The organism is Streptomyces sp. NPDC054794, assembly GCF_053611585.1.
The window spans coordinates 67,704-89,082 of record NZ_JBSHAQ010000034.1 but is presented as its reverse complement, the minus strand read 5'-3'; the positions used below and the strand labels follow the sequence as shown (position 1 = coordinate 89,082).

The following is a 21,379-nucleotide window of genomic DNA, read 5'->3' as shown; positions in this document are numbered from 1 at the left end:
ACGCGTGGTCAGCCGAGGCATATCCCGAGCAGGCAGACCTCCGTCGGCGAGGTCGACGCCCGTGAGGGGCTGGTGGTCTGGGACGTGCCCGGCTTCGTGCCGTCGCCTGTCGCGGGCGCCGGCTGCTGTTGCGCCGTCGTACCGGAGCGGTCGGGGGCCGTGTCGCCAGTGGCCGGGGCGGTGCTCTGGGGATGCGGGGCCGCCGTCGTGGTCGGGCGGGCAGGAGTTACGGCGTCCGGCTGGGCGCGCGGTGACGTTGTGCGGGGCGTTGCGGCGAGGGACTGTTGCCGCGGTGCGTTGGTCGTCGTCGGCGGCTGCGGCTGGGAAGGGGCGTGTGACGGCCGGTGAGTGTGCTGAGTAGTCGCCGGTGCGGCGGCCGGTCGGTTCTGTTCGGGCGTCTGGTCCTGCACGGTGCCTGTCCCCGGGGCGTCCGGCGCCACTGCTGCCTGTGCCCGGTCGGTGGAATGCCGGTCCATCATGGCGATACTCAGGCCGCCTCCGACGAGCGCCACAGCACTCGCGACCGCCGCCCGGCGCTGGTTCTTCCTCCAGCGGGCCAGTCGGCGACGGCGTGCCGCACGCCCCTGCCGTGCGGGCGGCAGGGGCTCGGGCATCGGCGGCGACGTGCGGGGTCACGTCCATGGCAGTGCTGGACTCCGCCTCGCCGTCCGGGAGGCTGTCGTGCCACGTGACGGAGGCCGCGGCCCGGTGGGCCGTTGTGGCCGGTCCGGCGCTCGTCATCGCCGGGGCCGAGCCCCTGTGGCCGTCGGCGGTGGGCGGGGCGATGTCCGGGGCGTAGGCGCCGCACCCGGGGCACACCAGCGCGCCGTTCAGGTGCCGACGGCATGAAGAGCAGTAATCCATCTGTGCTTTCTGGTCTTCCTGGTTCGACGTGCCGTCGGCCCGCCTGGGCCACGGCTTGGTCCTTGGATGAGGACGGGACACGCGGACGTACCCGCGCCATGGCCCACCCCCTTACGGCGGCGACCCGCGCCACTCCGGCTGGCCAGCCGCAGCGGCTCCGGTGCTCCAACGACGGGCTTGCTGACCCGTATCCCGTCCGGGCAGCAATTCCGCGGCCTGGTGCTGCGTGTGTTCCGCAGCGAGTTGAGCTTCGGCGACGACGTCACCCCGCTCGCGTATCAGGTCCTCATAGATCGGCAAGCGATCGTTTCCAGTTGAGCTGTGTGTCATGGTCGGCCCACTCTCATGGCGATCAACAAAGCGGCCGGTCGACTGTCAGGCTCGGTTGAGCCGGGCAGCGATCCCGTGGCCGATCAGCAAATAGATGACGGCCGGGAGGCCGTAATTGAGGACAACGCGTAGCCCCTCTGTGTCCATCGTGAAAATGTCCTGCGACCACCAGGACAGCCAGCCCGCTGTGCCCCGCACAAATTCGACGAACACATTCGCGCGGTTCGCGTCGAGCAGGAACAGCAGGATCCACAGGCCCAGCAGGCCCGCCGCACTGTCGGCGATCGTGCAGATGGTGATGGCTGTACGGCGCGTGGTGGCCCGACGGTGCAGAGAGCGGTCTGGGGCCAGCGGCTCGTTGTATGCCTGGTATCCGGGAACCGGGTCGATGTTTCTCACAGGGATATCCGATCTGACGTAGTGCCGTGTCTGCGCGCTCGCGCCAGGGCGCCGAGATTCAGCTGGACGGTACCCCGCTTCTCCCTACTTCTGCGTTCCGCATGCACTGCAGCGTTACACCGACGTCTGGGATGTCCCAAATATGGCTGCCTATACAGGCACTTACCTGCATGTTCGTATGCCAGGGCAATTTTCCGGACGGAATGGAGGAGTGTGATTCGGGTGCCGTCGCAAACATCGGCCGCCTGTGTTCGCGTAATTCGTGACCAGGTCATGAAGGAAGTCAGACTGTTCCTTCACAGAGTTGTCGGTCTGGCAACCATTCCCGTCCCCCGTGACACTCCCGTCCTGCGGCGCGCTGTTGGAAGTGACCCCGGCAGGGGTCACGGCGCCCATCCTCTGGGGGAGGGTCTGCAGGCGCCGATGTGCCGGGGCAGGTTCGGTTCCCCCCGTGCCGGGCCTGCCCCTGCTCTCCCAGCTCGGAGAGCTGTGTGGCGGATGGCGGCCCAGGGGTGTGACGGCCCGTCACTCCGGTGCGCTGTAGGAGTGGGCCCAGGGGCCTCGTGGCACCTGCTCGCCCCTATTCCGAGCGGGTGGTCGCGCAATGAGGGGCAGGCAGGTGAATCCCCCGTCGTCTGTCGGCATGCGCACCCCAGCGCCCGATCCGAGAGGGAGTGTGCGTCGGCCCGGGCAACCGGGACGCCCGCAAACCGAACCACCGGGCCATGGGGGAACTACGGGCAACGCGATGATCGGGGTGGGTGTGCAGGGTCTGCTGGCGGACCGTTATGAGTTGCAGGAGCTGCTGGGACGCGGCGCGATGGGCGAGGTGTGGCGGGCCTGCGACCACCTCCTCGGTCGACCCGTGGCGGTCAAACTCCTGCGTGCCGAGGAAGTGGCGGACGCCGAGCGATTCCACCTGGAAGCGCAGATCGCGGCCCGGCTCAACCACCCCAACGTCGTGGGCATGTACGACTTCGGCTCGCACCACGATCAGCTGCACCTGGTCATGGAACTCGTCGACGGCTGGAACCTGGCCCAGGAACGCTCCCTGCGCGGCGCCCTGGCCCCGGCCGAGGCGGCGGCCATCACAGCCCAGGCGGCCGCCGGCCTCTCCGCGGCACACCAGCAGGGAGTGGTCCACCGGGACGTCAAACCCGCCAACGTCATGCTGGCCACCGACCGCACGGTGAAGATCACCGACTTCGGCATCGCACGCTTCACCGAGGAGGCCGCCAGCGGCCTGACCGCCACGGGCAAGATCATCGGCACCGCCGACTACCTGGCTCCGGAACGCGCGTTGGGCCGTCCCGCGCAGCCCGCGTCAGACGTCTACTCCCTCGGTTGTGTCCTGTACGAACTACTCACCGGGCGGCCTCCGTTCAGCGAGGCCACGTCACTGGCCGTGGTCCAGCAGCACGTCAGTGCGACACCAGCGCCGCCCTACCGCCTGCGCCCGGGCATACCGCGGTCGGTCTCCGACTACGTGCTGCACATGCTCGCGAAGGACCCGGCCCACCGGCCCACCGCCGAGCAGGCGGCCGACTGGCTGGCCACGCAGAGCGGAACGTCGCGGCCGGCCGAGCTCGACGGCACTACCCTCATGCCCGCCCCGGCAATTCCATCGTCTTCGGCCCTGCACGCCGATGAATCCCGCGCCGGCACGCACTCCCGCCCCAGTGGTCGTCGCAAACTGGCCTCCAAAGTCGTTCTCGCCGGCGCCGGCCTCGCGCTGTTCGCCGGGGCCACAGCCCTCGGAGCCTCGCTGAATTCCGGCGCCACGGCACCTACGTCTCCGGTCTCTCCCTCACCCACTCGCATCGCACGAACACCCGCCAGTCGGGCCCCTGCTACGACACCATCGCCTGCCCCTCCGTCCGCCAAGACGTCACCCAGGCCGCAGCACGGTGGCGACAAGGGCGGCGAGTGGTCAGGCAAGCACGCCGACGGGAAAGGAGGAAAAGGACGGCAACGGCACGCCGATTCCTAATGGAGATGTCAAGCGGCCAGGGTGACGGGCGGTATGCGGTCGTAGCACCGTCCATCACGCAAGAGGGCCCACAGAACGTTGACCCTGCGGCGGGCGAGAGCCATGACGGCCTGGCTCTGTCGTTTACCTTCGGCGCGCTTGCGGTCGTAGAAGCGGCGGGATTCGTCGCAGCAGCGGATGCTGATCAACGCGGAGGTGCAGAAGACGCGTTGGAGACGTCGGCTGTAGCGGGTGGGTCGGTGCAGGTTGCCGCTCACCTTCCCGGAGTCACGAGGCACTGGGGAGACGCCGGCGAAGGCGGCCAGCCGGTCCGGGCTGGCGAAGGCGCCCATGTCTCCATCGGTGGCAGCCAGGAACTCGGCGCCCAGCAGAACACCGATGCCGGGCATGCTCGTGATCACTTCCGCGTTGCGGTGACGGCGAAACCGGCCCTCGATGAGCTTGTCGGTCTCCGCGATCTTCTCGTTGAGGGCCATCACCTCCCTGGCCAGGCAGTGCACGACATGGGCGGTCATGTCCTCGCCGGGAACAGCGGTGTGCTGTCCTTCGACCGCCTGGACGGCCTTGGCGGCGAGTTCGTCCGCGCTGCGGACCTTGCGGTTGCGCAGCCAGGTGGCCAGGCGTCGTCGGCCGGTGCGGCGGATGGCGGCCGGGGTCTGGTAGCCGGTCAGCAGCACCAGGGGGCCGAAGTTGCCAAGGTCGAGCTCGCGTTCCAAGCCGGGGAAGATCTCGGTGAGGTGGCCGCGGAGCCGGTTGATGGTCCGGGTGCGGTCGTCGCTGAGGTCGCGGCGGTGCCGGGTGAGGACCTTCAGCTCGGACACCAGCTCGTCGCCGGGCCGCAATGGCGTGAGGTCGCGCCGAATGCGGACTTGGTCGGCGATGACCGCTGCGTCCTTGGCGTCGGTCTTCCCATCGCCCCGGTAGCCCTCGGAGGCCCGGTTGACCGCCCGTCCGGGGATGTAGAGCAGTTGCTGGCCGTGGTTGAGCAAGACCGCGATGGCCAGAGCGGCCCCTCCATCCGCCAGGTCGATGCCCCACGTCGCTTCGTCGCCCAGGTCGAGAACGTCTCCGAGCAGCTTGAGCAGGTCGTTTTCGTCGTTGGCGACGCGCCGGGACAGCAGCCGCTTGCCGGCGTCGTCGATCACGACGCAGTGGTGATGGGTCTTCCCGGCGTCGATCCCGGCCCAGATTGCTGTCACTCGCCACTCCGCAGGTCGTGTTCGTACAGGTACCACGGACGACCTCGCTGTCGAGTCCCTACTGAGCGATCAGCGCCGCAATTCCTAATGAGCAGCCGAGTCGTCGTGGGGCGCCGGGCGGCGAATCGGCAGAAGCCACAACCACGGCAGACGACTGAAAGCCACACCCGGCACCCCTGGGTGAGCCAACCCTACGAATGGCTCGCTCAGCCCGATCAACAAGGTAGGGACGACTGAGCCGCTGAGAGATGCCGCATACAGCGTCAGGGCAGGCAGGGGGAACCAGCCGCCGCTGCTACTGCCGCAGCCGGTGCACAGGCCGAAGGCGTCGCGGTAGGGGCCGCAGCGTTCTTCTTCCCGGGCGGCGATCTCGCGCGGGAGGACGGGGCGCGGGTAGGGGCGTCCGCTGCCAGCGATCGGGCTGCCGTCGACGGGGTTGGCATCGTAGTCGCGCTAGCGCGGGTGGATGGACAGGGACCACCAGGGTTGTCCGGAGGTGGTGGTGAACATGTGGCGGACGTTGCGGATCGCGCAGCAGGGGTGGTCGGTCAGGAGGGTCTGGCGAGCGAGGATCCAGCAGCGTCCGCCGAAGGTGTGCGCTTCCGCGACGTACTCCGCCCCCTCCCCGCCCGCAGCGAGCCCTTCGGCTACGGTCTGACCCTCGCGTACCTGGACATGCACGGGGAACTGGTGACCATCAAGTTCGAGGTCTGGCGCGAACTGGCCGCCGGCATCCGCGCCCCGAGACTGGACTCGTACGACATCGCCGACCGACTCCGGTTAAGACCGACCGGCAAATGGATCACTTGAGGCGGCGGCTGGTGGGTCGGCCATCCCAGCGGTAGCGGCTGCGTGCCTGCCAGATCAGCATGCGAAGTGTGACGAGGGTAGCGGCGAGGTAGAGGTAGAAGTCCACGACCCTGCCGTTTCTCTCGGCGCAGCGCCGAAGCTTGCCGTAGCCGTTCATCCACGAATGCGTGCGCTCGACGGGCCAGCGCCTGCTGGCCTGGATCGGGGCGGGCACACCCTTGCGGGCGATCTCGGCAGTGAACCCCAACTCGGCTATCAACGCGCGGGACTTGATGCTGTCGTAGCCCCGGTCGAGGTTGACGTTCACGGTGTCCGGCAGCATGCCGACCTGCTCCTGCGCGGCGTCCAGGGTCAGTCCGAGCAGTGGCGAGTCATGCCTGTTGGCCCCCTCGGAGACGATCCCCAGCGGGACGCCGCGGGCGTCGCAGGCGGCGGAGCGCTTCAGCCCCTGCTTGCCCCGGTCGACTGGCGAGCGGCCGGCCTTCTCCCCGCCGGACAGGGCCTTGGTGATGCAGCCGTCCACCGAGATCTCGCCAAGGTCGAGGCCGATCATCCGGTCGTAGGCGTCCAGGGCGAGAGCGTGCAGCGCTTTGGAAATCCCTTGCCGGGACCACTCTTTGAGGCGTCGGCGGATGGTGCGGTCCGAGTATCCGGGCGTGGAGATCCGCTCGTAGCCGGAACCATGGACCAGCGCGAGCACGACGTGCTCGAAGACGGTTCGGTCGGGGATCCGGCGGCGGGGACAGCCCAGCGGGTGGCCGACGACGAACTCCTCCCGGACGGGGAGGAGCGCGGCGAACTGGTCCCACAGGGGTTCGAGCAGGCAAGCTGGCAGCGCGGGCACGGCCGTCCTTCGTGAGCACTGAGCGTAGAGATTACGAGCATGAGGCACGCGCAGGTCGGCGGGGCGACCGACCCTGAGCTCAGGGCAGGTTCACCACGGGAGGTTCCCGGATCGGTCGATGAACTGTCCCGTCGGCCCGTCCGGGCCGATCGTCGCGAGGGTCACGATGGACTCTGCGCCGTCGGCGACGCTGTGTCCGAGGCCGCCGGTGAAGTCGGTCGCGGTCTGCCCGGGGTCTGCGGCGTTGACCTTCACGTCCTTCAGTTCCTTGGCGTACTGCGTCGTGAGCATCGTGACAGCGGCCTTCGAGGCGCAGTAGAGGGGCAGGGCATACTGTGACTCGATCCGCGCCGGGTCCTGGGTCATGCTGAAGGAGCCCATCCCGCTGGACACGTTGACGATGACGGGGTTCGGCGACTTGCGCAGCAGCGGGAGGAAGGCGTGCGTGACGCGCACGATCCCGACGACGTTCACGTCGAGCACGGCGCTCACGTCGGCCGCGGTGTACTCCTCGACGGGGCCGACCTTGCCGAGGACGCCGGCGTTGTTGACCAGGACGTCGATCGTTCCCTCATGCGCGGCGACATCCGCGGCCGCGGCCTGGACCGAGGCGTCGTCGGTCACGTCGATCTGAACGAACCGGGCGCCGAGCGACTCGGCCGCGGCCCGACCGCGCTCACGGTGGCGGGCACCGAGGAGGACGGTGTGCCCCGCCTCGACGAGGCGACGAGCGGTTTCAAAACCGAGGGACTTGTTGGCCCCGGTGATGAATGTGGTGGTCATGCTGGCTCCTCCTGGTCCGAACAGCACGGTCGTGCGCTGTTCACGCACTCCATGCTGGGTCCCCGGGAGGGTTGGCGGGAGCTACGAAACTTCCTGGTATCGCGCGTACCACCCAGCAGCCTGGTCCACCGGACGAGGCAGAACGCGGGCCTTCATCCCTGAGGAGACATCCTCTGGACCCCAATGGCCGCAAGCAATTCGAGTTTGCTGCGGGCGTCGGTGCCTGGCTGCGGCGTGTACACCACGAGGCGGAGGTTCGTGTCCTGGGTGTTGAGGATGTCGGAGTTCATGGCGATGTCTCCGACATCCGGGTGCTGGACGAGTTTGTGCGCACTCTGGTGACCGCCCACCGCTCGGCGGCGCCACAACTCGCAGAACCGTGGGCTGAGGTTCAGCCTCGATACCAACGCCGCGAGGTCGGGATCGTCGGGGTACCGGCTCGTCGTCGCGCGCAGGTCGGCGACGAGAGACTCCTCGAACGCCGCCCGCTCGGCCGCCGTCTGCCGGACCCGGGGCAGCTCACCCAGGAACTGCCAGACCAGGACGTTGCGGTCTCCCACACCGCGGACCGTGGGATCGCCGAACGTGGCCGCGAACAGCGGATTCCAGTGCAGCAACTGCCAGGTGGCGTCGTAGATCGCCAGCGGGTTGCCGGCGAGCTGGTCCACGATCCGGTACAGGCTCCCTGGGATCGTTCGTGGAACCCGGCTCGGATCCGCTGCATGACCGGCCATGCGCAAAAGGTGAGCGTGCTCGTCGTCGGACAGATGCAGGGCTCGCGCCAGGGCCGAGCAGACCTGCGCCGAGGGTGTCGCCACCCGTCCCTGCTCCAGCCGGACCACGTACTCGACCGAGATGCCGGCCAGCGTCGCCAGCTCCGCGCGTCGCAGACCGGGGACCCGACGGGGTGAGCCGTGTGCGAAGCCCACCGTCGCGGGGTCCAGCCGGTCCCGCCACGCCCGCAGCGCGGCACCGAGTTGATCCATGAACACCACTCTCCCGCACACCCCGCCCCGCTGGGTGGTACGCGCTGTACCACGAAGTCCCGTAGCTCCCGTCGACACTCCCCGGGGCTCAGTGTCGAGTCGTAAACGGCGCACAACGATGCTGTTCGGAGTCAGGAGGAGCAAGCATGACCACCACGTCGAACCACTACGTCACCGTGCTGTGGGAAGCCCGGGCCAAATCCGGGAAGGAAGTGCGATGAAGGCGTTCATGACAGCCGCCGTCACCGCATCGCGTTACGACGCGGGCAACATCGACTATGAGGCTCACCAGGTCGAGGGACAACCGGGCGCGTTCGTCATCTTCGAGCGCTGGGAGAGCCGCGAGGCCCTCGAAGGCCACCTGCAGGCACCCCGCATGCAGGAGCTGGTGCCCCAACCGCTGGAACTGATGGACGGCAGCATCGAGGACGGGATCCGCTTCCTGCAGCCGTTCCGCAGCTCACCGTCCAGGAGTCCCGCCACAAGCTCGCCCGCGATATCTGCCACAGCAAGAAAGGCACCATCCACCAGGCGTACCGGGACGGGATGGAAGATCAGTTGGGCTCGTTGGGCCTCGTGCTGAACGCAGTGGTCCTGTGGACGACGCGCTACATCGACGCCGCAGTCGCCCAGTTCCGCGCCTAGAGCCACGAGATCAGTGACGAGGATGTCGCCCGGCTTTCCCCGCTCAAGCACAAGAACCTCAACTGCCTGGGCCGCTACAGCTTCACGGCCTCCCAGCCGGTTAAGGGGCTCGGCCCTTGCGCGACCCGGACGCCGTCGACCTCGACGATGACGGCGACGGCCAGGAGGAGTGAGTGCCGCATCCGTCGTCCGGGGCGGGTCGTTGTACTCCGGGAAGACCACCGCCGACCGGCGGCTACGGCTGGGCCGCGGACACCGCTGTTGGCGATTCCCCGAGTCAACACAGAGGTGCGGCTCGTCCGGTGCGGCACGCGCCAACGCAGGTTCGAGTCAGCCGATGGAGGAGATGCCGCCCTCGCGGGCGTCGAGCAGCTCGTCCCAGTGCTCGGTCGCCCATCGGCACGCGGCGGCCAGCGGCTCCAGCGTGCTGCGGCCCAGCGGTGTCAGCGCGTACTCCACCCGCAGTTTCGGGTCGGCGTGCACCGTGCGTGACACGAACCCGTTCCGCTCCAAGCCGCGGAGCGACTGGGTGAGCGCCTTCGGGGTGACGCGGCCCAGTGGCACGCGGAGTTCGGAGTATCTGCGCGGGCCGTCTTCCAGGCAGCGGAGGACCAGGGGTGCCCATTTGTCACCGAAGCGGAAAGGCAGCAGCGAGGACGGGCACAGCTCGTCGAACAAGTCGGGTGGCAGCGGTGGCCGTTGCGTCATCGAGGGTCTCCCGTCTCCGGTCTTGGTATCCAGATGGTGACCGACCTTCTGGATATCTTCCGGAGCATCGACTCAACGGGAGATATTCCGACGACGGGCAGGATCGTGGTTTTCGGGGCGGGTGACCGCCTGCCTGCTCGACAACCTCACCGATCCGCACCCGTCCTCCTCTGGCCGGAAGGCAGCCGGCGTGCCGATTTGCACCTCATCAGAGTAACGAGCGTCGAATGAACACCATCATTTCGACCTATAAAGGTAAGGCAGGACATTATGCGTGCAGCCCGCTTCCATGAATACGGCGGAGCGGAGAGCCTGGTGACCGAGCAGGCCCCCGACCCCCACCCCGGACTTGGTGAGATCCGTGTCCGCGTCGCGGCGGCCAGCGTCAATCCCATCGACTGGAAGCTGCGCGCCGGCGCCCTGCACCAGCTGATTCCCCTGGAGCTACCCGCCATTCCCGGGCGCGACGCCGTCGGCGTAGTCGACGAAATCGGTGACGGAGTGCAGGGGGTGAGCATCGGCGACCGCGTCTTCGGGCTGGGCGGTGTCACCGGCTCAACCGCAGAGCTGGTCACCCTCTCGGCCTGGGCCCACGCCCCCGACACGTGGAACGATGAGCAGGCTGCGGGCGCCGGTCTCGCGTCCGTGACCGCGATGCGCGGCCTCAGCGCGCTCGGCTCCCTCGCGGGGCGCACCCTTCTCGTCGAGGGCGCCGCCGGAGGCGTGGGCAGCGCGGCAGTCGAGATCGCTGTGGCACAAGGTGCCACAGCGATCGGGACAGCCAGCGAACGCAACCACGAGTTCCTCACCTCTCTCGGCGCCGTTCCCACGACCTACGGCCCCGGCCTCGCGCAGCGCCTCTCCGCTCTCGCTCCGCACGGCGTCGACATCGTGCTCGACACCGCGGCCTCCGGATCCCTTGACGACCTCGTCGCGATCACGGGCGACCCGACGCGCGTCGCGACGGTCGCCGACCACGCAGGCGGGCAGCGCCTGGGCACGCATGTGGTCAACGCGGAGAACGACTCCACCCTCCTGTCCGCGGCCGCGGAACTGGGCCGGCAAGGCCGCTACACACCCCGAATCGAACAGACCTACCCCCTGGAGCGGATCGCCGACGCCCACGCGCACGCCGAGCGCGGACGCACACGCGGAAAGATTGTGATCTGCATCTGAAGCGGGGGCATGGCACAGATGCGCCAGCCCGCCAAGCGATGAGGCGGGCTGGCGCTGACTACTAGTAGGACTCCGTTAGGTCTGTGTGTCGACCTTGTTCAGGGGCATGGTGAATGGGGGGATGCACATGAAGTGAACCGTGTTCGGGCGACGTTGGCGTTATGCGTGGCGGATGTGTTCGCATCGGTGCCGCGCAAGGACCAGCGGGTCAAGAGCGACTGCTATCTGCGGGGACTGATGATGGACGGTCGCCGTAAGTCCGTCCAGGCCATGGCCTCGCGGCTGCCCGACGGCAATGCGCAAAACCTGCAGCAGCAGCTGCTGCAGGCTTGCGGGGCTGGTGCCTGTCCAAGACGGCCTGGGCGCTGGTGAGCAGGGAGCGCGCGTTCTTGAAGGACGCGGCCGCGACGCCGATGGCTACGGCTACGGCTACGGCTGGCCGGTGAGGAATGAGGAGCCGGAGCAGTCCGCTGGGGTGACCGCACTGATGCCCGGCGCCGCAGGTGACCAACCAGCTTGTCCCACGTGGCGCAGGACACGTTCATGACAGGATTGTGCTGGGGGAGGTTCAGGGAAGTCATAGTGGCGCCCGCGACTGCCGTGAAGGGATGACCCGTGACGTCCACTGCGCCTCCCCCCATACCCCGAGCCGCAGGGTCGTTTCCGTTCATAGGTCACGCTCTGAAAATGCGCGACAACCTCGGTTTCATCGACTCGCTGCGCGAGACACGGGAACCACTCGTCGAGATCGTCCTGCAACCCGGGACGCGCACCATCGTGGTCCAGGACCCGGCCCTGATCCACCAGATGCTCAAGGGCCTGGGACCCAGCCTCGACAAGGGCCGGCTCTACGACAAGCTGGGCCAGCTGCTGGGCGACAGCGTCGTCACCGCCACCGGCCGCGACCACGTACGCAAACGCCGCCAGCTTCAACCCGCGTTCGCCCACACCGAGATCAGCCGGTACGTCGACCTCATGCGCGCCGAGGTGACGGCCACCGTCACCGCCTGGGAGCGCGGGCGGCCCCTCGACGTACACGAGGCGATGGTCGGGCTCAGTCTCGACATGCTGGCCAAGACGGTGCTCGCCGGCAGCCTCGATGACGCCGTCTTCCGCCGGCTGCGCAGCGACGTGTCGGTGGTGATGAACGGCGTCGGTTTGCGCATGATGCTGCCCGACTGGGCCGAGCGCCTGCCGCTGCCCTTCAACCGCCGCTTCGACCGGGCCCGGGCCGGGGTGCGCGCCACCATCAACACCGCCGTCGACGAACTGCAGGCCTCCGGGCACGACACCGGGGACATGCTCTCCATGCTGCTGCGCGCCATCGACGAGGAGACCGGCGAGCCGCTGACCGGGCATCAGATCTGCTCCGAGATCTTCCTCCTGGCCGTGGCGGGCACCGAGACGACCGCGTCCTTGCTGTCCTGGACCCTGTACGAGCTCGCCCGCAACCCCGGCATCGAGGCCCGGGTCCTGGCCGAGCTGGACGAGGTCCTCGGCGAACGGCCGGTCGCCTTCGACGACGTGATCCGGCTGCCGTACCTGAACCGGGTGATCACCGAGACCCTGCGGCTGCACCACCCCGGCTGGCTGGTCACCCGCCGCACCACCGAGGAGACCCGGCTCGGCGAGTGGACGCTGCCCGCCGGCACCGAGCTGGCCTACTGCCAACACGCCCTGCACCGCGACCCCGAGCGCTTCCCCGACCCGCTCACCTTCGACCCGGACCGGTGGACCGACGCCGCTCAGGAGCCTCCGCCGGGCGCGTTCGTGCCCTTCGGGGACGGCAAGCACAAGTGCATGGGGGACCGTTTCTCCCTCACCGAGATGGTCACGGCGCTCGCGACGATGCTGCGTTCGGTACGGTTGGAACTCGCCGAGGGCCAGGTCATCCGCCAGGTCGCCCGGCTCACCGTACGGCCGCGCAACCTGCGGATGACCGTCCGCCCCCGAGCCGGGGTCGGCCTCTAGCTGCGTGTCTCTTGCGGCACCACTGTCAGGGACGGTGCCGGCGTTCCCATCCCCCTCGCGCGCGATGCCCATCAGCCTCAGCGCGGCGAAGGAAGAGGATGCCGGCCACTGGTGCGCGTCCAAGACGGCCTGGGCGCTGGTGAGCAGGGAGCGCGCGTTCTTGCGCAAGGCCGCCGAGCCGTACTTGCCGCTCCACGCCTACCAGAAGACGCTCCCGTGGTCTCGTGAGCCGCACCCCGGGTGGCTTGAGGGGACCGAATGGGGCAAGGAGCACAGCGGCCGGCCAGAGACGCCCGGCTGGACGCTCGAGCAGGTCCGCAGGTACGACGAGCTGTTCGAGGAGCTGCGGAAGGCGACGGAAGCCGTACAGGCGTAGGGATGGTGGGAGTGCTGCGACCAGGAAGGCATCAAGGGCGCCGAGTTGGTCGTCGTCCGCATGGCCCTCAAGCACGCCGACGGCGCCGTCCCGCTGTGCCAGGAGGGCGTCGAGGCGACGGCCTGACCGCCGCAGCTCACGACTTGGCACCGGTTCCTTTCGGCCTACCAGCCTCTGGGAGGCTGGGGTACGGCGAGGCCGTCCACGCCTGGCTGCGGGCCAACCGCCTGGGGCAAACGGCTAGTGGATCTACGGACCCACGGGGTAGGCCACCGGCGTGAGCGTGAGATCGACATGCTCGACGAGCCGCTCGCCTCTTCGCCCGGAACCGTGGGGCCGACGCCCGTCCGTAGCGGTCCCGACCAGCATGTCGGCGGGGGCAGGCACCCGTCATGTTGCGCCATGATCGCGCGGTGAGCCGGGAGATGCGGCTGTTCACCGGTGTCAAATAGGCCGACCAACATGAGCATGCGCCAACAACGATGACCAAACGGTGCCAACCATCGCGACCAGGGCGGAGCATCGGGCCTGCTCGGCGCGATCCCGCGGTGTCATCTATTGCGACCGGTCACACGCAGCTGTGGGCTGCGCTGCACCGTACAGCTCTCATCGCATCAAATCGCGCGCCGCTTTCGTGCAGACGTTCTATAGTCGCGCTGTTCCGAGGGAGGGGTAGGTTCAGGTGAGGCGTGGGGGACAGTTCGCCGCCGTGTGCACAGCGGCAGTTCTGGTTCTTGTGGGGTGCGGTCAGCGGCATGTTCCCGCGAAGCCGAAAACTCCCTACGGAGGCGTGGCGGACCTGCCGGAGAAGCTCGGCGCGGACGGTACGACCATCACGGTCGGCGATCCGGAGGCGTCGCTCACGGTGCACCTGTACGAGGATCCGCGTTGCCCGTACTGCGGGGAGTTCGAGACCACTGGCGGTGCTCCCGAACTGCGGGACGCGACCGTGCAGCGGAAGGCCAGGACCCAGTACACGCTGGCCTCCTTCCTCGACGACCGGCTCGGTGGCACCGGCTCGAAGAAGGCCGTCAACGCGCTGCGTGCCGCCCTGGCGGAGGGAAAGTTCGCCGAGTACCACGCCGTGCTGTACGCGAACCAGCCCGCCGAGAGTGTCGACGGCTACACCGACGCCAGCCTGCTGAAGCTGGCCCGTCAGGTCGAGGGCCTGCGCAGCCCCGCGTTCGATGCCGCCGTGAAGTCCATGAAGTACCGGAGCTTCGTCGCAGCCTCCCAGCGGGCCTACGAGCAAGCCGGAGGCGCGAAGGAACCGGACGGGCCGGGGACCCCCACCGCCGTGATCAACGATGTCCGGATCCCGCTCAAGTACAACGGAATGCTCTACGACCGCACGTTCTTCTCTGGCCTGCTGCAGCGCATTCACGACGACCCCGGGCAGTGGCAGGACACCGATCTGTGAATCACCAGCGTGCCAAGGCACGTGGGTGTGGAGCCGGTTGCGGCTGAGGGTTCGATGAGCCTCAACTCGGGCGCCAGTCGGCGAGCGGGTCGAAGCCCAGCAGTTCGATCTTGTGCCATCGCGTCGATTCCTTCGGCCGCCACGCCAGGTAGGGCGGGTAGGCGAGCGTGAGGTGCGCCGCAGGCGGGTCGTTCATGTAGTCGGCTCTCGGGCAGCCTTCGACGTGCGGGCATTCCTCAACCGTCCGGTTGCACAGCCCGCACAGGAGTCCTTCTCCGAACTTCTAGCCACGCTTTCGGGCTGCCGACCAGAGCAACCCGCGACGGCTGGCCGGTGACGACGGTGTCCGAGCTCTCAGGTTGGGAAACGACGGCGCTTCCGCGGTGAGAAAGCCTCTGATCTGGTCGTATGTGCTCTGGCGTAGCGGTCGGGAGTGCGGGATCGCACCGCTGTTGACCGTGGTTGACCGCTCTTATGGGCACGCTATGGGCACGCGTCCGGTCCAGGGGGTCTGGCGGATGTTCGTGGGGTCAGGGGCGGCGCAAGTCCGGAGGGATAGCCGTCGGCCGGGCCGGCTGTCCTTGCGTTCGCACACCAGGCGAGTTGGAGGATCCGCTCGTGATGTGATCGTCACCACAGAGACGACGAGTGTCGAGCGGACAGGGCTGGTTGTGAAACTTTCCCTGCGTGACCGGATACGCGCCGGCGATCCGGAAGCCTTCGCCGAACTGTTCGGCGCGCATGCCAGGGCCGTCTACGGCCATGCCGCCCGCCTGTCGGCAGACCGGGGCACTGCGGAGGACGTGGTGTCCCTGACCTTCCTGGAAGCCTGGCGGCTCAGGGAGAAGCTGAGACCCGAAGGCGCGGCCCTGGAGGAAGATGCCGACGTGCCCGACGGCGACGGACTGCGCCCCTGGCTGTACGGCATCGCCACCAACGTTCTGCGCAACATGCGCCGCGCCGCCCGTCGGCACAGCGCCACGCTCGCCCGGCTCCCCGACCGCCCGGCGGACCGTGACACCCTGCCCGACTTCGCCGACGACGTCGTCGGGCGCATGGAGAAAGCCGAGCGGCTCGCTGCCGCGCATACCGCGCTCGGCCGGCTGCGCAGAGCCGAGCGTGAAGTGTTCGCACTGTGCGTCTGGTCGGGACTGAGCTACGCGGCCGCAGGCGAGGCCCTCGGTGTGCCGGCCAGCACCGTACGGTCGCGGCTCGCCCGGGCGAGGCAGCGTCTACGGACGTTGTCGGAGGCGGAGTTGGCCCGGCGCAGGTCCGCCGGGCAGCCGGCCAAGTACCCGGCGGAGCCAAGTGCATCGTCGATACGCGATGTTCCACCTCAGCAGGAAAAGCCGGGACTCGGCCCGCGCACCGGACAGGTACCGGGTGGCCGTCCCGAAACGGCCCGGTCGACTCAGGAGAAGCACCGATGAACCCCGAAGAGCGCGAGGAACTGGCCAGGCTACTGCCGAGCCCGGGCGAGCCGGTCCTGACGAGCGACCGCCACGACCTGCTGAAGGACCTTCTGATGAGAGAGCTCACCGAGCAAGCCCAGGAACTCCCGGACATCGCGACGGCACCCGGCCGGCGAGCGCGTGCCCCCCGCCGGCGGTTCGCTGTCATCGCCGTACCCCTCGCCACGGCGGCAGCGATCGTCGCCGCGGTCCTTGTCGGGTCCGTCGGATCCAAGACCGCCACGACCGATGCGGACGCGGTCGACCTCCTCCATCGCATCGCCGAGGTCGCCGCCGCGAAGAAGTCCGTGCCCGTCAGGGACGACCAGTACATCTATGTCCGCACTCAGGGCTCCATGAAGTTCTCGGAAAAGGACATCCGGATCCTGCGCGAAGCGAGTTGGACTGCCGTCGACGGCAAGCGCGCGGGACTGCGCCGGGTCACCGTGCTGGTGGGTCCGCCGTTCCGGCCCCGGGACCCGTTCTCCTCGTACTCCAAGGGCACTCACGACATGAGGCTGAGCCCCGACCCGAACGTCGCCACGTTCCGTGAGCTTCAGGCGCTGCCCACCGACCCCGACTCGCTGCTGGAGAAGATCTACGCCGGCACGAAGGGGGAGGGGCAGACCAGGGAGAGTGCGGCGCTGGAGAAGATCGGCGACATACTGCCCGACGCCACGCTCCTGCCCGAACTGGACGCCGCGCTCTACCGCGCGGCCGCGAAGATCCCGGGCGTCTCGGTCGTCACCGACGCCAAGGACTACAAGGGCCGCTCCGGCATCGGCCTGAGTTTCAAGGAGCGCGACGACCGCACGGTCTGGGTCTTCGACAAGAAGTCCCTCGACTTCCTGGGCTCGGCGGACGAGGCGCTGCTGGCTGTCGGGGTCGCGGACAAGGCAGGCGAGACGCCGGCCACATGATTGCTCGTTCCTGGAGAGCAGTCCTGTCTCGCAATTGAATTGGGCTGGACAACAAACAAACCCCAGGTCGCTGACCTGGGGTTTCAATATGGAGTGGGTGACGAGAATCGTACTCGCGCTCTCAGCTTGGGAAGCTGCGGGCATGTGGGGCCGGTCTGGGCGCTGACCTGGGCGAACGGCCGGGCCGTGGCGTCGTCGGGTTCGGCTGCTTTCACCATGCTTCCCCGCTGTTCCCCGCTCGATCTGGTGCGCTTGTGGTGCGGAGTGGTGCTGTGCTCAGCGGGCCGCGTCGGTGAGCGGCCCTACCACTTCCTGTCAGGCGCCGAGAGACGTTGTACAGCGCTTCTAACGCAGCGACGAACGAGAGAGCGTGAGCGCGCTGAGCTTGCGTCGCTATCATCGGCGCACCAACGACGGAGGGGGTGCCCGTGAGAGTGATCAAGGTCGTCACGACGGTGCAGGAGTTCAACGTCCCTGAAGGATTCGACTCGTGGCCTGCTGAAAGCCAGCGCAACTCACTGGCTGAGCTGGAAGGTAAGGGCGGTTACAAGGAGCTCTCCCGCACCGAGAGCCTCTCCTACCCAGAGCAGGTCCAGAACGTTGCCAGCGGCGTCAGCATCTGAGCCAGTGCAGACAAAGCAGGGCCCATGGATGCGGCTAGCGCGCTTGGGCCTTGCGGCACTCCTGATCCAACGCACGGATCACTTGCCCGAGGAGCCGTTGGCCCTGTCGCTGGTGCCATTCTCATAGCCCAGGTCGGTGCAGACCTGCTGTGCGTCGGCGAGAGCACTGTCCGTCTGCGACGAGCACGCGGCCAGAGCCAAGCCCGCCGCGAAACCCAAGGCATATCTTCGGATACGCACCAAGATCACCCCACCTTTTGCAGCGCGCTCCCCAGCACGCGTACGGCTTGTGCCGCGGTCTCAGCGAGGAGAGTAGCGACCTCCGGTACCTCCGCGTACTCCTGGAGCCGGGCCAGCACGACGCGGACGCGTTCGGCTGCCATCGTCGCCCGATGTTCCCGGTGGCTCCCCGCACGATCTGGCACGGTCGTGCTCGGTCCTGCTGTTGAGGCGGACCAGGGCTTAAGAACGAGCGAGAAAGACCGAGAAGGACTGCGTAGGCGGATGCCGCCTGAGCGGTATGTATCACGAAGAGTGAGCAAGCTCGCGAAGGCCAGACAAGATCATGTGCCGACTCGTAATGCGTAGGCAAGCGCGTGCCTCCGCCTGGGTGCGCCCGGCTGACCAACCATGCAACCGAGGGGCAGGGAAGGGCCGATTGCGGATGGGTCGGGCGATGGTCAGACTGGGCGAGCGGCGACCTCTCGATCAGGGCATAGGCATACGGCGGGCTGTACTCAGGCCAGCCGCCGCAGATCCTCCAGATACTGCAGGACCGCGGCCACCCGGCGGTCCACCTTGTCCGTCGGGGACAGGTCGAGCTTGGCGAAGATGCTGCGGATGTGTTTGTGGACGGCGCCCTCGGTGACGACGAGGCGTTCGGCGATGGCGGTGTTGCCCAATCCCTCGGCCATCAGGGCAAGTACGTCCCGTTCGCGGGGGCTGAGCCGGTCGAGGCGGGTGTCCTGGCGGGAGCGGGTGAACAGCTGCGCGACGACCTCGGGGTCGATGGCGGTGCCCCCGGCGGCCACCCGGTGGAGGGCGTCGAGGAACTCCTCCACCCGGCCGACGCGTTCCTTGAGCAGATAGCCGAGGCCGCCCACACCGCCGCCGAGAAGTTCGGTGGCGAAGCTCTGCTCGACGTACGCGGACAGCACGAGGACGGCCAGGTCGGGCCATCGGCGCCGGGCCTCGACCGCCGCGACGATGCCCTCGTCGGTGTGGGTCGGCGGCATCCGTACGTCGAGGATGGCGACGTCCGGCTTGTGCTCGTCGATGGCGGCCAGCGCCTCGTCGGGGGTGCCCGCGGTGGCCACCACGTCGAGGGACTCGGCGCGCAGCAGCAGGGCGAGGCCCTCGCGCAGCAACGGGTCGTCCTCGGCGATCACGATCCGCATGTCACCATCCTTGTCTCACGCTCCACAGGGAAGATCCACCTTCAGGGTTGTCGGGCCGCCGGGCGGGCTGGCCAGGGAAAGGGTGCCGTCGTGCGCCGCGATCCGGCGGCGGATGCCGGTGAGTCCGGAGCCGCCGTCCTCGTCCGCGCAGCCCCGGCCGTCGTCCTCGACGGTCAGGAGGAGACGGCCACCGCGGCTGCGTGCCATGACGGTGGCGTGTTCGGCGCCGCTGTGCTTGGCGATGTTGGTCAGGGCCTCGGCGACGACGAAGTAGGCGGTGGCCTCGACGGAGGCGGCGCAGCGTTCGGGTACGTCGACGTCGATCCGGCAGGGCACCGCGCAGTTCGCGGCAAGCCCGGAGAGCGCGCCCGCCAGCCCGCGGTCGGCGAGCACCGGGGGCAGGATGCTCCGAGACACCGTGCGCAGCTCTGCAAGGGCCTGTTCGGCGGCGGACTGGGCGCGTTCGAGGAGTTCGTCGGCGCCGGCCGGGTCGCGGGCCACCATCCGGCGGGCCGCGCCGAGCAGGACGGTGACGGAGACGATCCGGTTCTGTGTGCCGTCGTGCAACGACCGCTCGATGCGGCGCAGTTCGGTGGCGTGGGCGTCGAGGGCGGCGGCGCGGGTCGCGGTCAGCTCCGCCACCCGCAATGAGAGATCGGTGTCGGGGCCGGCCGCCAGGAGGAGGCGTCCCGGACGGGACTGCAGCCGGGCCATGCCGGGGCCGAGTCCGAGGATGATGAGGATCCAGCCCACGCCCAGCATGGCCACGGCGAGGGCGGCCGGCCAGGAGTGCGCGTTGCCGTACCCCACGGATGTGGCGGTCACGTCCCTGGGCATGAACTTCCAGTACAGCGGAAACGCGGTGTCGCGCACGGCGGAGATCGGCAGGATGACGCCAAGCAGCCCCAGTAGGAACCCCAGGGTGGCGTGCCGGACCAGCCAGCGCAGCTCCCGCCGGGTGGCGGGGTCGACGAGGGCGGGCTGCAGCCGTATCGGCGAGGGTTCCGGAGCGACGACCTCGGGACCCCAGCGGCCGAGCCGCTCACGCTCCCGGCCGGCCAGGGCATGCAGCGCGCGCAGAAGCGCGGGTGCCATGAGCAGCCCCACGCCGACCAGGCTCGTCACGGCAGTGACGGCCAGCCAGAGCAGCGCGAGCAGCGCCAGGAGCGCCGTATTGAGCCCGGAGACGAGCTGCGCGGTCGCGGCACCCGCGGCGCTCAGGGGTCGTACGACGGTGTCCTTGAGCCCCGCGCTCCGGTCACCGGCCGCGGCGTCCTGATCGATGGCCACAGGGCCCTCCCTTCGTCGCGAAGGACCTTACGGCGTGGGCCCGTTCGCCGTCTGCCCGGCGGCCGAGGAGTACAGCCTGCTGTACCTCGAACCGGGCGGGCTGCGGGATCGGCCGACGGGGGCGCGATCCATAGCGTCGGTGACGACAGCCGACCTCGGGAGGAAGCCCCATGCCGAACGCCGACCCCTACCGCCTGACCAGCGCCGACGCCACGCCCGGCACGTCGTCGACGCCCACCCTCACCCGCGGGGACGCCGCCCACGCCCTGCTCTGGATCCTGGTGGTGATCAGCGCGGTTGCCAACATGGCTGCCTCGTTCGGCGACTCGCATACCTGGGTGAGCCTGGCCTGCGGCGCGGTCACCGTGTTCTGCGGCGGCACCCTCGTCGTGCGCAACCTGCGGGGCCGTCGATGAGCCCCGCCTTCGCCCGGGCCCGCCGCTCGGCGACGACCGTCTCCGGCATCCCCGGCGCGCCGACGTCCGCCATCGCCCTGGACCGGGTCAGCAAGGAGTACGGGGGCGGCGTACGCGCCCTCGACGAGGTGTCGCTGACCGTCGAACGCGGCACGTTCCTCGCGGTGATGGGCCCGTCGGGCTCCGGCAAGAGCACGCTGATGCACTGCGCCGCCGGGCTGGACTCCCCGACCTCGGGCAGTGTCCGCATCGACGGTCACGAGATCGTCGGCCTGAACGAGACCCGCCGCACCGAACTGCGCCGCGAGCGCGTCGGGTTCGTGTTCCAGGCGTACAACCTGATCCCCTCGCTCAGCATCGAGGACAACATCACGCTGCCGCTGAGACTGGCGGGACGCGCCCCGGACCACGACTGGCTGCGGACGCTGGTGGAGCGGGTCGGGCTGACCGACCGGCTCACCCACCGCCCGGCCGAGCTCTCCGGCGGCCAGCAGCAACGGGCCGCCGTCGTCCGGGCGTTGGTGGCCAAACCGGCCGTCGTGTTCGCCGACGAACCGACCGGCGCACTCGATCTGCGCAGCGCCCACGAGGTCCTCGACCTTTTGCGGGACCTGGTGAACGACCTGCACCAGACGGTCGTGATGGTCACCCACGACCCGGCCGCCGCGGCCCGCGCGCACCATGTGCTGGTGATGGCCGACGGCCGGGTGGTCGAGGCCCTCGAAGCGCCGACCGCCCCCGAACTGGCCCGCCATCTCGTCGCGTTGGGAGAGGTCTGAGC

Annotated in this window: 24 protein-coding genes and 4 pseudogenes; 15 read left to right on the top strand and 13 right to left on the bottom strand. The window is 68.9% G+C overall.

The window, feature by feature from the left end; all coding sequences use genetic code 11:
- Nucleotides 1-8 precede the first annotated feature (8 nt).
- Nucleotides 9-614 carry an SCO2400 family protein gene (locus tag ACWGKT_RS30995; protein WP_453276283.1) on the bottom strand — a complete coding sequence of 202 codons (606 nt, stop codon included), beginning with the start codon at nucleotides 612-614 and terminating at the stop codon, nucleotides 9-11.
- A gap of 67 nt (nucleotides 615-681) precedes the next feature.
- Nucleotides 682-864, bottom strand: a pseudogene (locus tag ACWGKT_RS30990) (SCO2400 family protein); the annotation flags it as partial.
- Between the two features lie 177 nt (nucleotides 865-1,041).
- On the opposite strand from ACWGKT_RS30990, the gene ACWGKT_RS30985 reads away from it, so the two are divergent.
- Nucleotides 1,042-1,182, top strand: coding sequence for a hypothetical protein (locus ACWGKT_RS30985; RefSeq protein ID WP_453276282.1), 141 nt, complete (start codon nucleotides 1,042-1,044; stop codon nucleotides 1,180-1,182).
- 57 nt (nucleotides 1,183-1,239) lie between these two features.
- On the opposite strand, the gene ACWGKT_RS30980 is transcribed toward ACWGKT_RS30985, so the two are convergent.
- Nucleotides 1,240-1,593: a hypothetical protein gene (locus tag ACWGKT_RS30980; RefSeq protein WP_453276281.1), complete on the bottom strand. Its 354-nt coding sequence runs from the start codon at nucleotides 1,591-1,593 to the stop codon at nucleotides 1,240-1,242.
- A gap of 748 nt (nucleotides 1,594-2,341) precedes the next feature.
- Between ACWGKT_RS30980 and ACWGKT_RS30975 the strand changes: the two genes are divergently transcribed.
- Entirely contained in the window at nucleotides 2,342-3,583 is a 1,242-nt protein-coding gene (locus tag ACWGKT_RS30975) for a serine/threonine-protein kinase (RefSeq protein ID WP_453276280.1), read from the top strand.
- Between the two features lie 8 nt (nucleotides 3,584-3,591).
- On the opposite strand, the gene ACWGKT_RS30970 is transcribed toward ACWGKT_RS30975, so the two are convergent.
- Entirely contained in the window at nucleotides 3,592-4,782 is a 1,191-nt protein-coding gene (locus ACWGKT_RS30970) for an IS110 family transposase (RefSeq protein WP_453276279.1), read from the bottom strand.
- 510 nt (nucleotides 4,783-5,292) lie between these two features.
- On the opposite strand from ACWGKT_RS30970, the gene ACWGKT_RS30965 reads away from it, so the two are divergent.
- On the top strand, nucleotides 5,293-5,592 hold the full coding sequence (locus ACWGKT_RS30965) for a hypothetical protein (RefSeq protein WP_453276278.1): 300 nt from the start codon (nucleotides 5,293-5,295) through the stop codon (nucleotides 5,590-5,592).
- Here ACWGKT_RS30965 and ACWGKT_RS30960 read toward each other — a convergent pair.
- From ACWGKT_RS30960 to ACWGKT_RS30950, 3 genes are all read right to left on the bottom strand, one after another.
- On the bottom strand, nucleotides 5,585-6,436 hold the full coding sequence (locus tag ACWGKT_RS30960) for an IS5 family transposase (protein ID WP_453276277.1): 852 nt from the start codon (nucleotides 6,434-6,436) through the stop codon (nucleotides 5,585-5,587). The two genes, ACWGKT_RS30965 and ACWGKT_RS30960, sit on opposite strands and share 8 nt — an antisense overlap.
- A 90-nt stretch (nucleotides 6,437-6,526) precedes the next feature.
- On the bottom strand, nucleotides 6,527-7,219 hold the full coding sequence (locus ACWGKT_RS30955; RefSeq protein ID WP_453276276.1) for an SDR family NAD(P)-dependent oxidoreductase: 693 nt from the start codon (nucleotides 7,217-7,219) through the stop codon (nucleotides 6,527-6,529).
- Nucleotides 7,220-7,371: 152 nt separating this feature from the next.
- Nucleotides 7,372-8,205, bottom strand: a complete 834-nt coding sequence (locus ACWGKT_RS30950; RefSeq protein WP_453276275.1) for a helix-turn-helix domain-containing protein — start codon at nucleotides 8,203-8,205, stop codon at nucleotides 7,372-7,374.
- Here ACWGKT_RS30950 and ACWGKT_RS30945 point away from each other — a divergent pair.
- Together ACWGKT_RS30945 and ACWGKT_RS30940 are read left to right on the top strand one after the other, a co-directional pair.
- Nucleotides 8,204-8,536: pseudogene (locus ACWGKT_RS30945) on the top strand (putative quinol monooxygenase); the annotation flags it as partial. The gene ACWGKT_RS30950 and the pseudogene ACWGKT_RS30945 overlap by 2 nt on opposite strands.
- 125 nt (nucleotides 8,537-8,661) lie before the next feature.
- Nucleotides 8,662-9,023, top strand: a pseudogene (locus ACWGKT_RS30940) (Tn3 family transposase); the annotation flags it as partial.
- Nucleotides 9,024-9,180: 157 nt separating this feature from the next.
- On the opposite strand, the gene ACWGKT_RS30935 reads toward ACWGKT_RS30940, so the two are convergent.
- On the bottom strand, nucleotides 9,181-9,558 hold the full coding sequence (locus ACWGKT_RS30935) for a winged helix-turn-helix transcriptional regulator (RefSeq protein ID WP_086881851.1): 378 nt from the start codon (nucleotides 9,556-9,558) through the stop codon (nucleotides 9,181-9,183).
- A 270-nt stretch (nucleotides 9,559-9,828) separates the two neighbouring features.
- Between ACWGKT_RS30935 and ACWGKT_RS30930 the strand changes: the two genes are divergently transcribed.
- From ACWGKT_RS30930 to ACWGKT_RS30910, 5 genes and pseudogenes are all read left to right on the top strand, one after another.
- Complete coding sequence (locus ACWGKT_RS30930; protein ID WP_453276274.1) at nucleotides 9,829-10,734, top strand: NADP-dependent oxidoreductase; 906 nt, start codon at nucleotides 9,829-9,831, stop codon at nucleotides 10,732-10,734.
- Between the two features lie 81 nt (nucleotides 10,735-10,815).
- Nucleotides 10,816-11,064 (top strand): annotated as a pseudogene (locus ACWGKT_RS30925) (transposase); the annotation flags it as partial.
- A gap of 285 nt (nucleotides 11,065-11,349) precedes the next feature.
- The gene (locus ACWGKT_RS30920; RefSeq protein ID WP_453276273.1) at nucleotides 11,350-12,705 is read left to right on the top strand and encodes a cytochrome P450; all 1,356 of its coding nucleotides are present in this window, start codon (nucleotides 11,350-11,352) and stop codon (nucleotides 12,703-12,705) included.
- A 64-nt stretch (nucleotides 12,706-12,769) separates the two neighbouring features.
- Entirely contained in the window at nucleotides 12,770-13,081 is a 312-nt protein-coding gene (locus ACWGKT_RS30915) for a hypothetical protein (RefSeq protein ID WP_453276272.1), read from the top strand.
- Nucleotides 13,082-13,763: 682 nt separating this feature from the next.
- A complete protein-coding gene (locus ACWGKT_RS30910; protein WP_453276271.1) occupies nucleotides 13,764-14,501 on the top strand; it encodes a DsbA family protein in 738 nt (245 codons plus the stop codon).
- Nucleotides 14,502-14,562: 61 nt separating this feature from the next.
- Here ACWGKT_RS30910 and ACWGKT_RS30905 read toward each other — a convergent pair whose 3' ends face one another.
- On the bottom strand, nucleotides 14,563-14,697 hold the full coding sequence (locus ACWGKT_RS30905) for a hypothetical protein (protein WP_453276270.1): 135 nt from the start codon (nucleotides 14,695-14,697) through the stop codon (nucleotides 14,563-14,565).
- Between the two features lie 475 nt (nucleotides 14,698-15,172).
- On the opposite strand from ACWGKT_RS30905, the gene ACWGKT_RS30900 reads away from it, so the two are divergent.
- The 3 genes from ACWGKT_RS30900 (at nucleotide 15,173) to ACWGKT_RS30890 (ending at nucleotide 17,495) form a co-directional block, all read left to right on the top strand.
- Nucleotides 15,173-15,931 (top strand): RNA polymerase sigma factor, encoded by a 759-nt coding sequence (locus ACWGKT_RS30900; RefSeq protein WP_453276303.1) that lies wholly within the window; start codon nucleotides 15,173-15,175, stop codon nucleotides 15,929-15,931.
- Nucleotides 15,928-16,872, top strand: coding sequence for a CU044_5270 family protein (locus ACWGKT_RS30895; RefSeq protein ID WP_453276269.1), 945 nt, complete (start codon nucleotides 15,928-15,930; stop codon nucleotides 16,870-16,872). Before ACWGKT_RS30900 ends, ACWGKT_RS30895 begins: the two co-directional genes overlap by 4 nt.
- A gap of 434 nt (nucleotides 16,873-17,306) precedes the next feature.
- Nucleotides 17,307-17,495 carry a hypothetical protein gene (locus ACWGKT_RS30890; protein WP_453276268.1) on the top strand — a complete coding sequence of 63 codons (189 nt, stop codon included), beginning with the start codon at nucleotides 17,307-17,309 and terminating at the stop codon, nucleotides 17,493-17,495.
- Between the two features lie 78 nt (nucleotides 17,496-17,573).
- On the opposite strand, the gene ACWGKT_RS30885 is transcribed toward ACWGKT_RS30890, so the two are convergent.
- The 4 genes from ACWGKT_RS30885 to ACWGKT_RS30870 form a co-directional block, all read right to left on the bottom strand.
- Nucleotides 17,574-17,738 (bottom strand): hypothetical protein, encoded by a 165-nt coding sequence (locus ACWGKT_RS30885; protein ID WP_453276267.1) that lies wholly within the window; start codon nucleotides 17,736-17,738, stop codon nucleotides 17,574-17,576.
- A gap of 2 nt (nucleotides 17,739-17,740) precedes the next feature.
- Nucleotides 17,741-17,878 (bottom strand): hypothetical protein, encoded by a 138-nt coding sequence (locus tag ACWGKT_RS30880; protein ID WP_453276266.1) that lies wholly within the window; start codon nucleotides 17,876-17,878, stop codon nucleotides 17,741-17,743.
- Between the two features lie 354 nt (nucleotides 17,879-18,232).
- Nucleotides 18,233-18,892: a response regulator transcription factor gene (locus ACWGKT_RS30875; protein WP_453276265.1), complete on the bottom strand. Its 660-nt coding sequence runs from the start codon at nucleotides 18,890-18,892 to the stop codon at nucleotides 18,233-18,235.
- 15 nt (nucleotides 18,893-18,907) lie between these two features.
- Entirely contained in the window at nucleotides 18,908-20,182 is a 1,275-nt protein-coding gene (locus ACWGKT_RS30870) for a sensor histidine kinase (protein ID WP_453276264.1), read from the bottom strand.
- A gap of 170 nt (nucleotides 20,183-20,352) precedes the next feature.
- Here ACWGKT_RS30870 and ACWGKT_RS30865 point away from each other — a divergent pair, with 170 nt between their 5' ends.
- Nucleotides 20,353-20,598 (top strand): hypothetical protein, encoded by a 246-nt coding sequence (locus ACWGKT_RS30865; protein ID WP_356155290.1) that lies wholly within the window; start codon nucleotides 20,353-20,355, stop codon nucleotides 20,596-20,598.
- The gene (locus ACWGKT_RS30860; RefSeq protein WP_453276263.1) at nucleotides 20,595-21,377 is read left to right on the top strand and encodes an ABC transporter ATP-binding protein; all 783 of its coding nucleotides are present in this window, start codon (nucleotides 20,595-20,597) and stop codon (nucleotides 21,375-21,377) included. Before ACWGKT_RS30865 ends, ACWGKT_RS30860 begins: the two co-directional genes overlap by 4 nt.
- The last annotated feature ends 2 nt before the right edge of the window (nucleotides 21,378-21,379 follow it).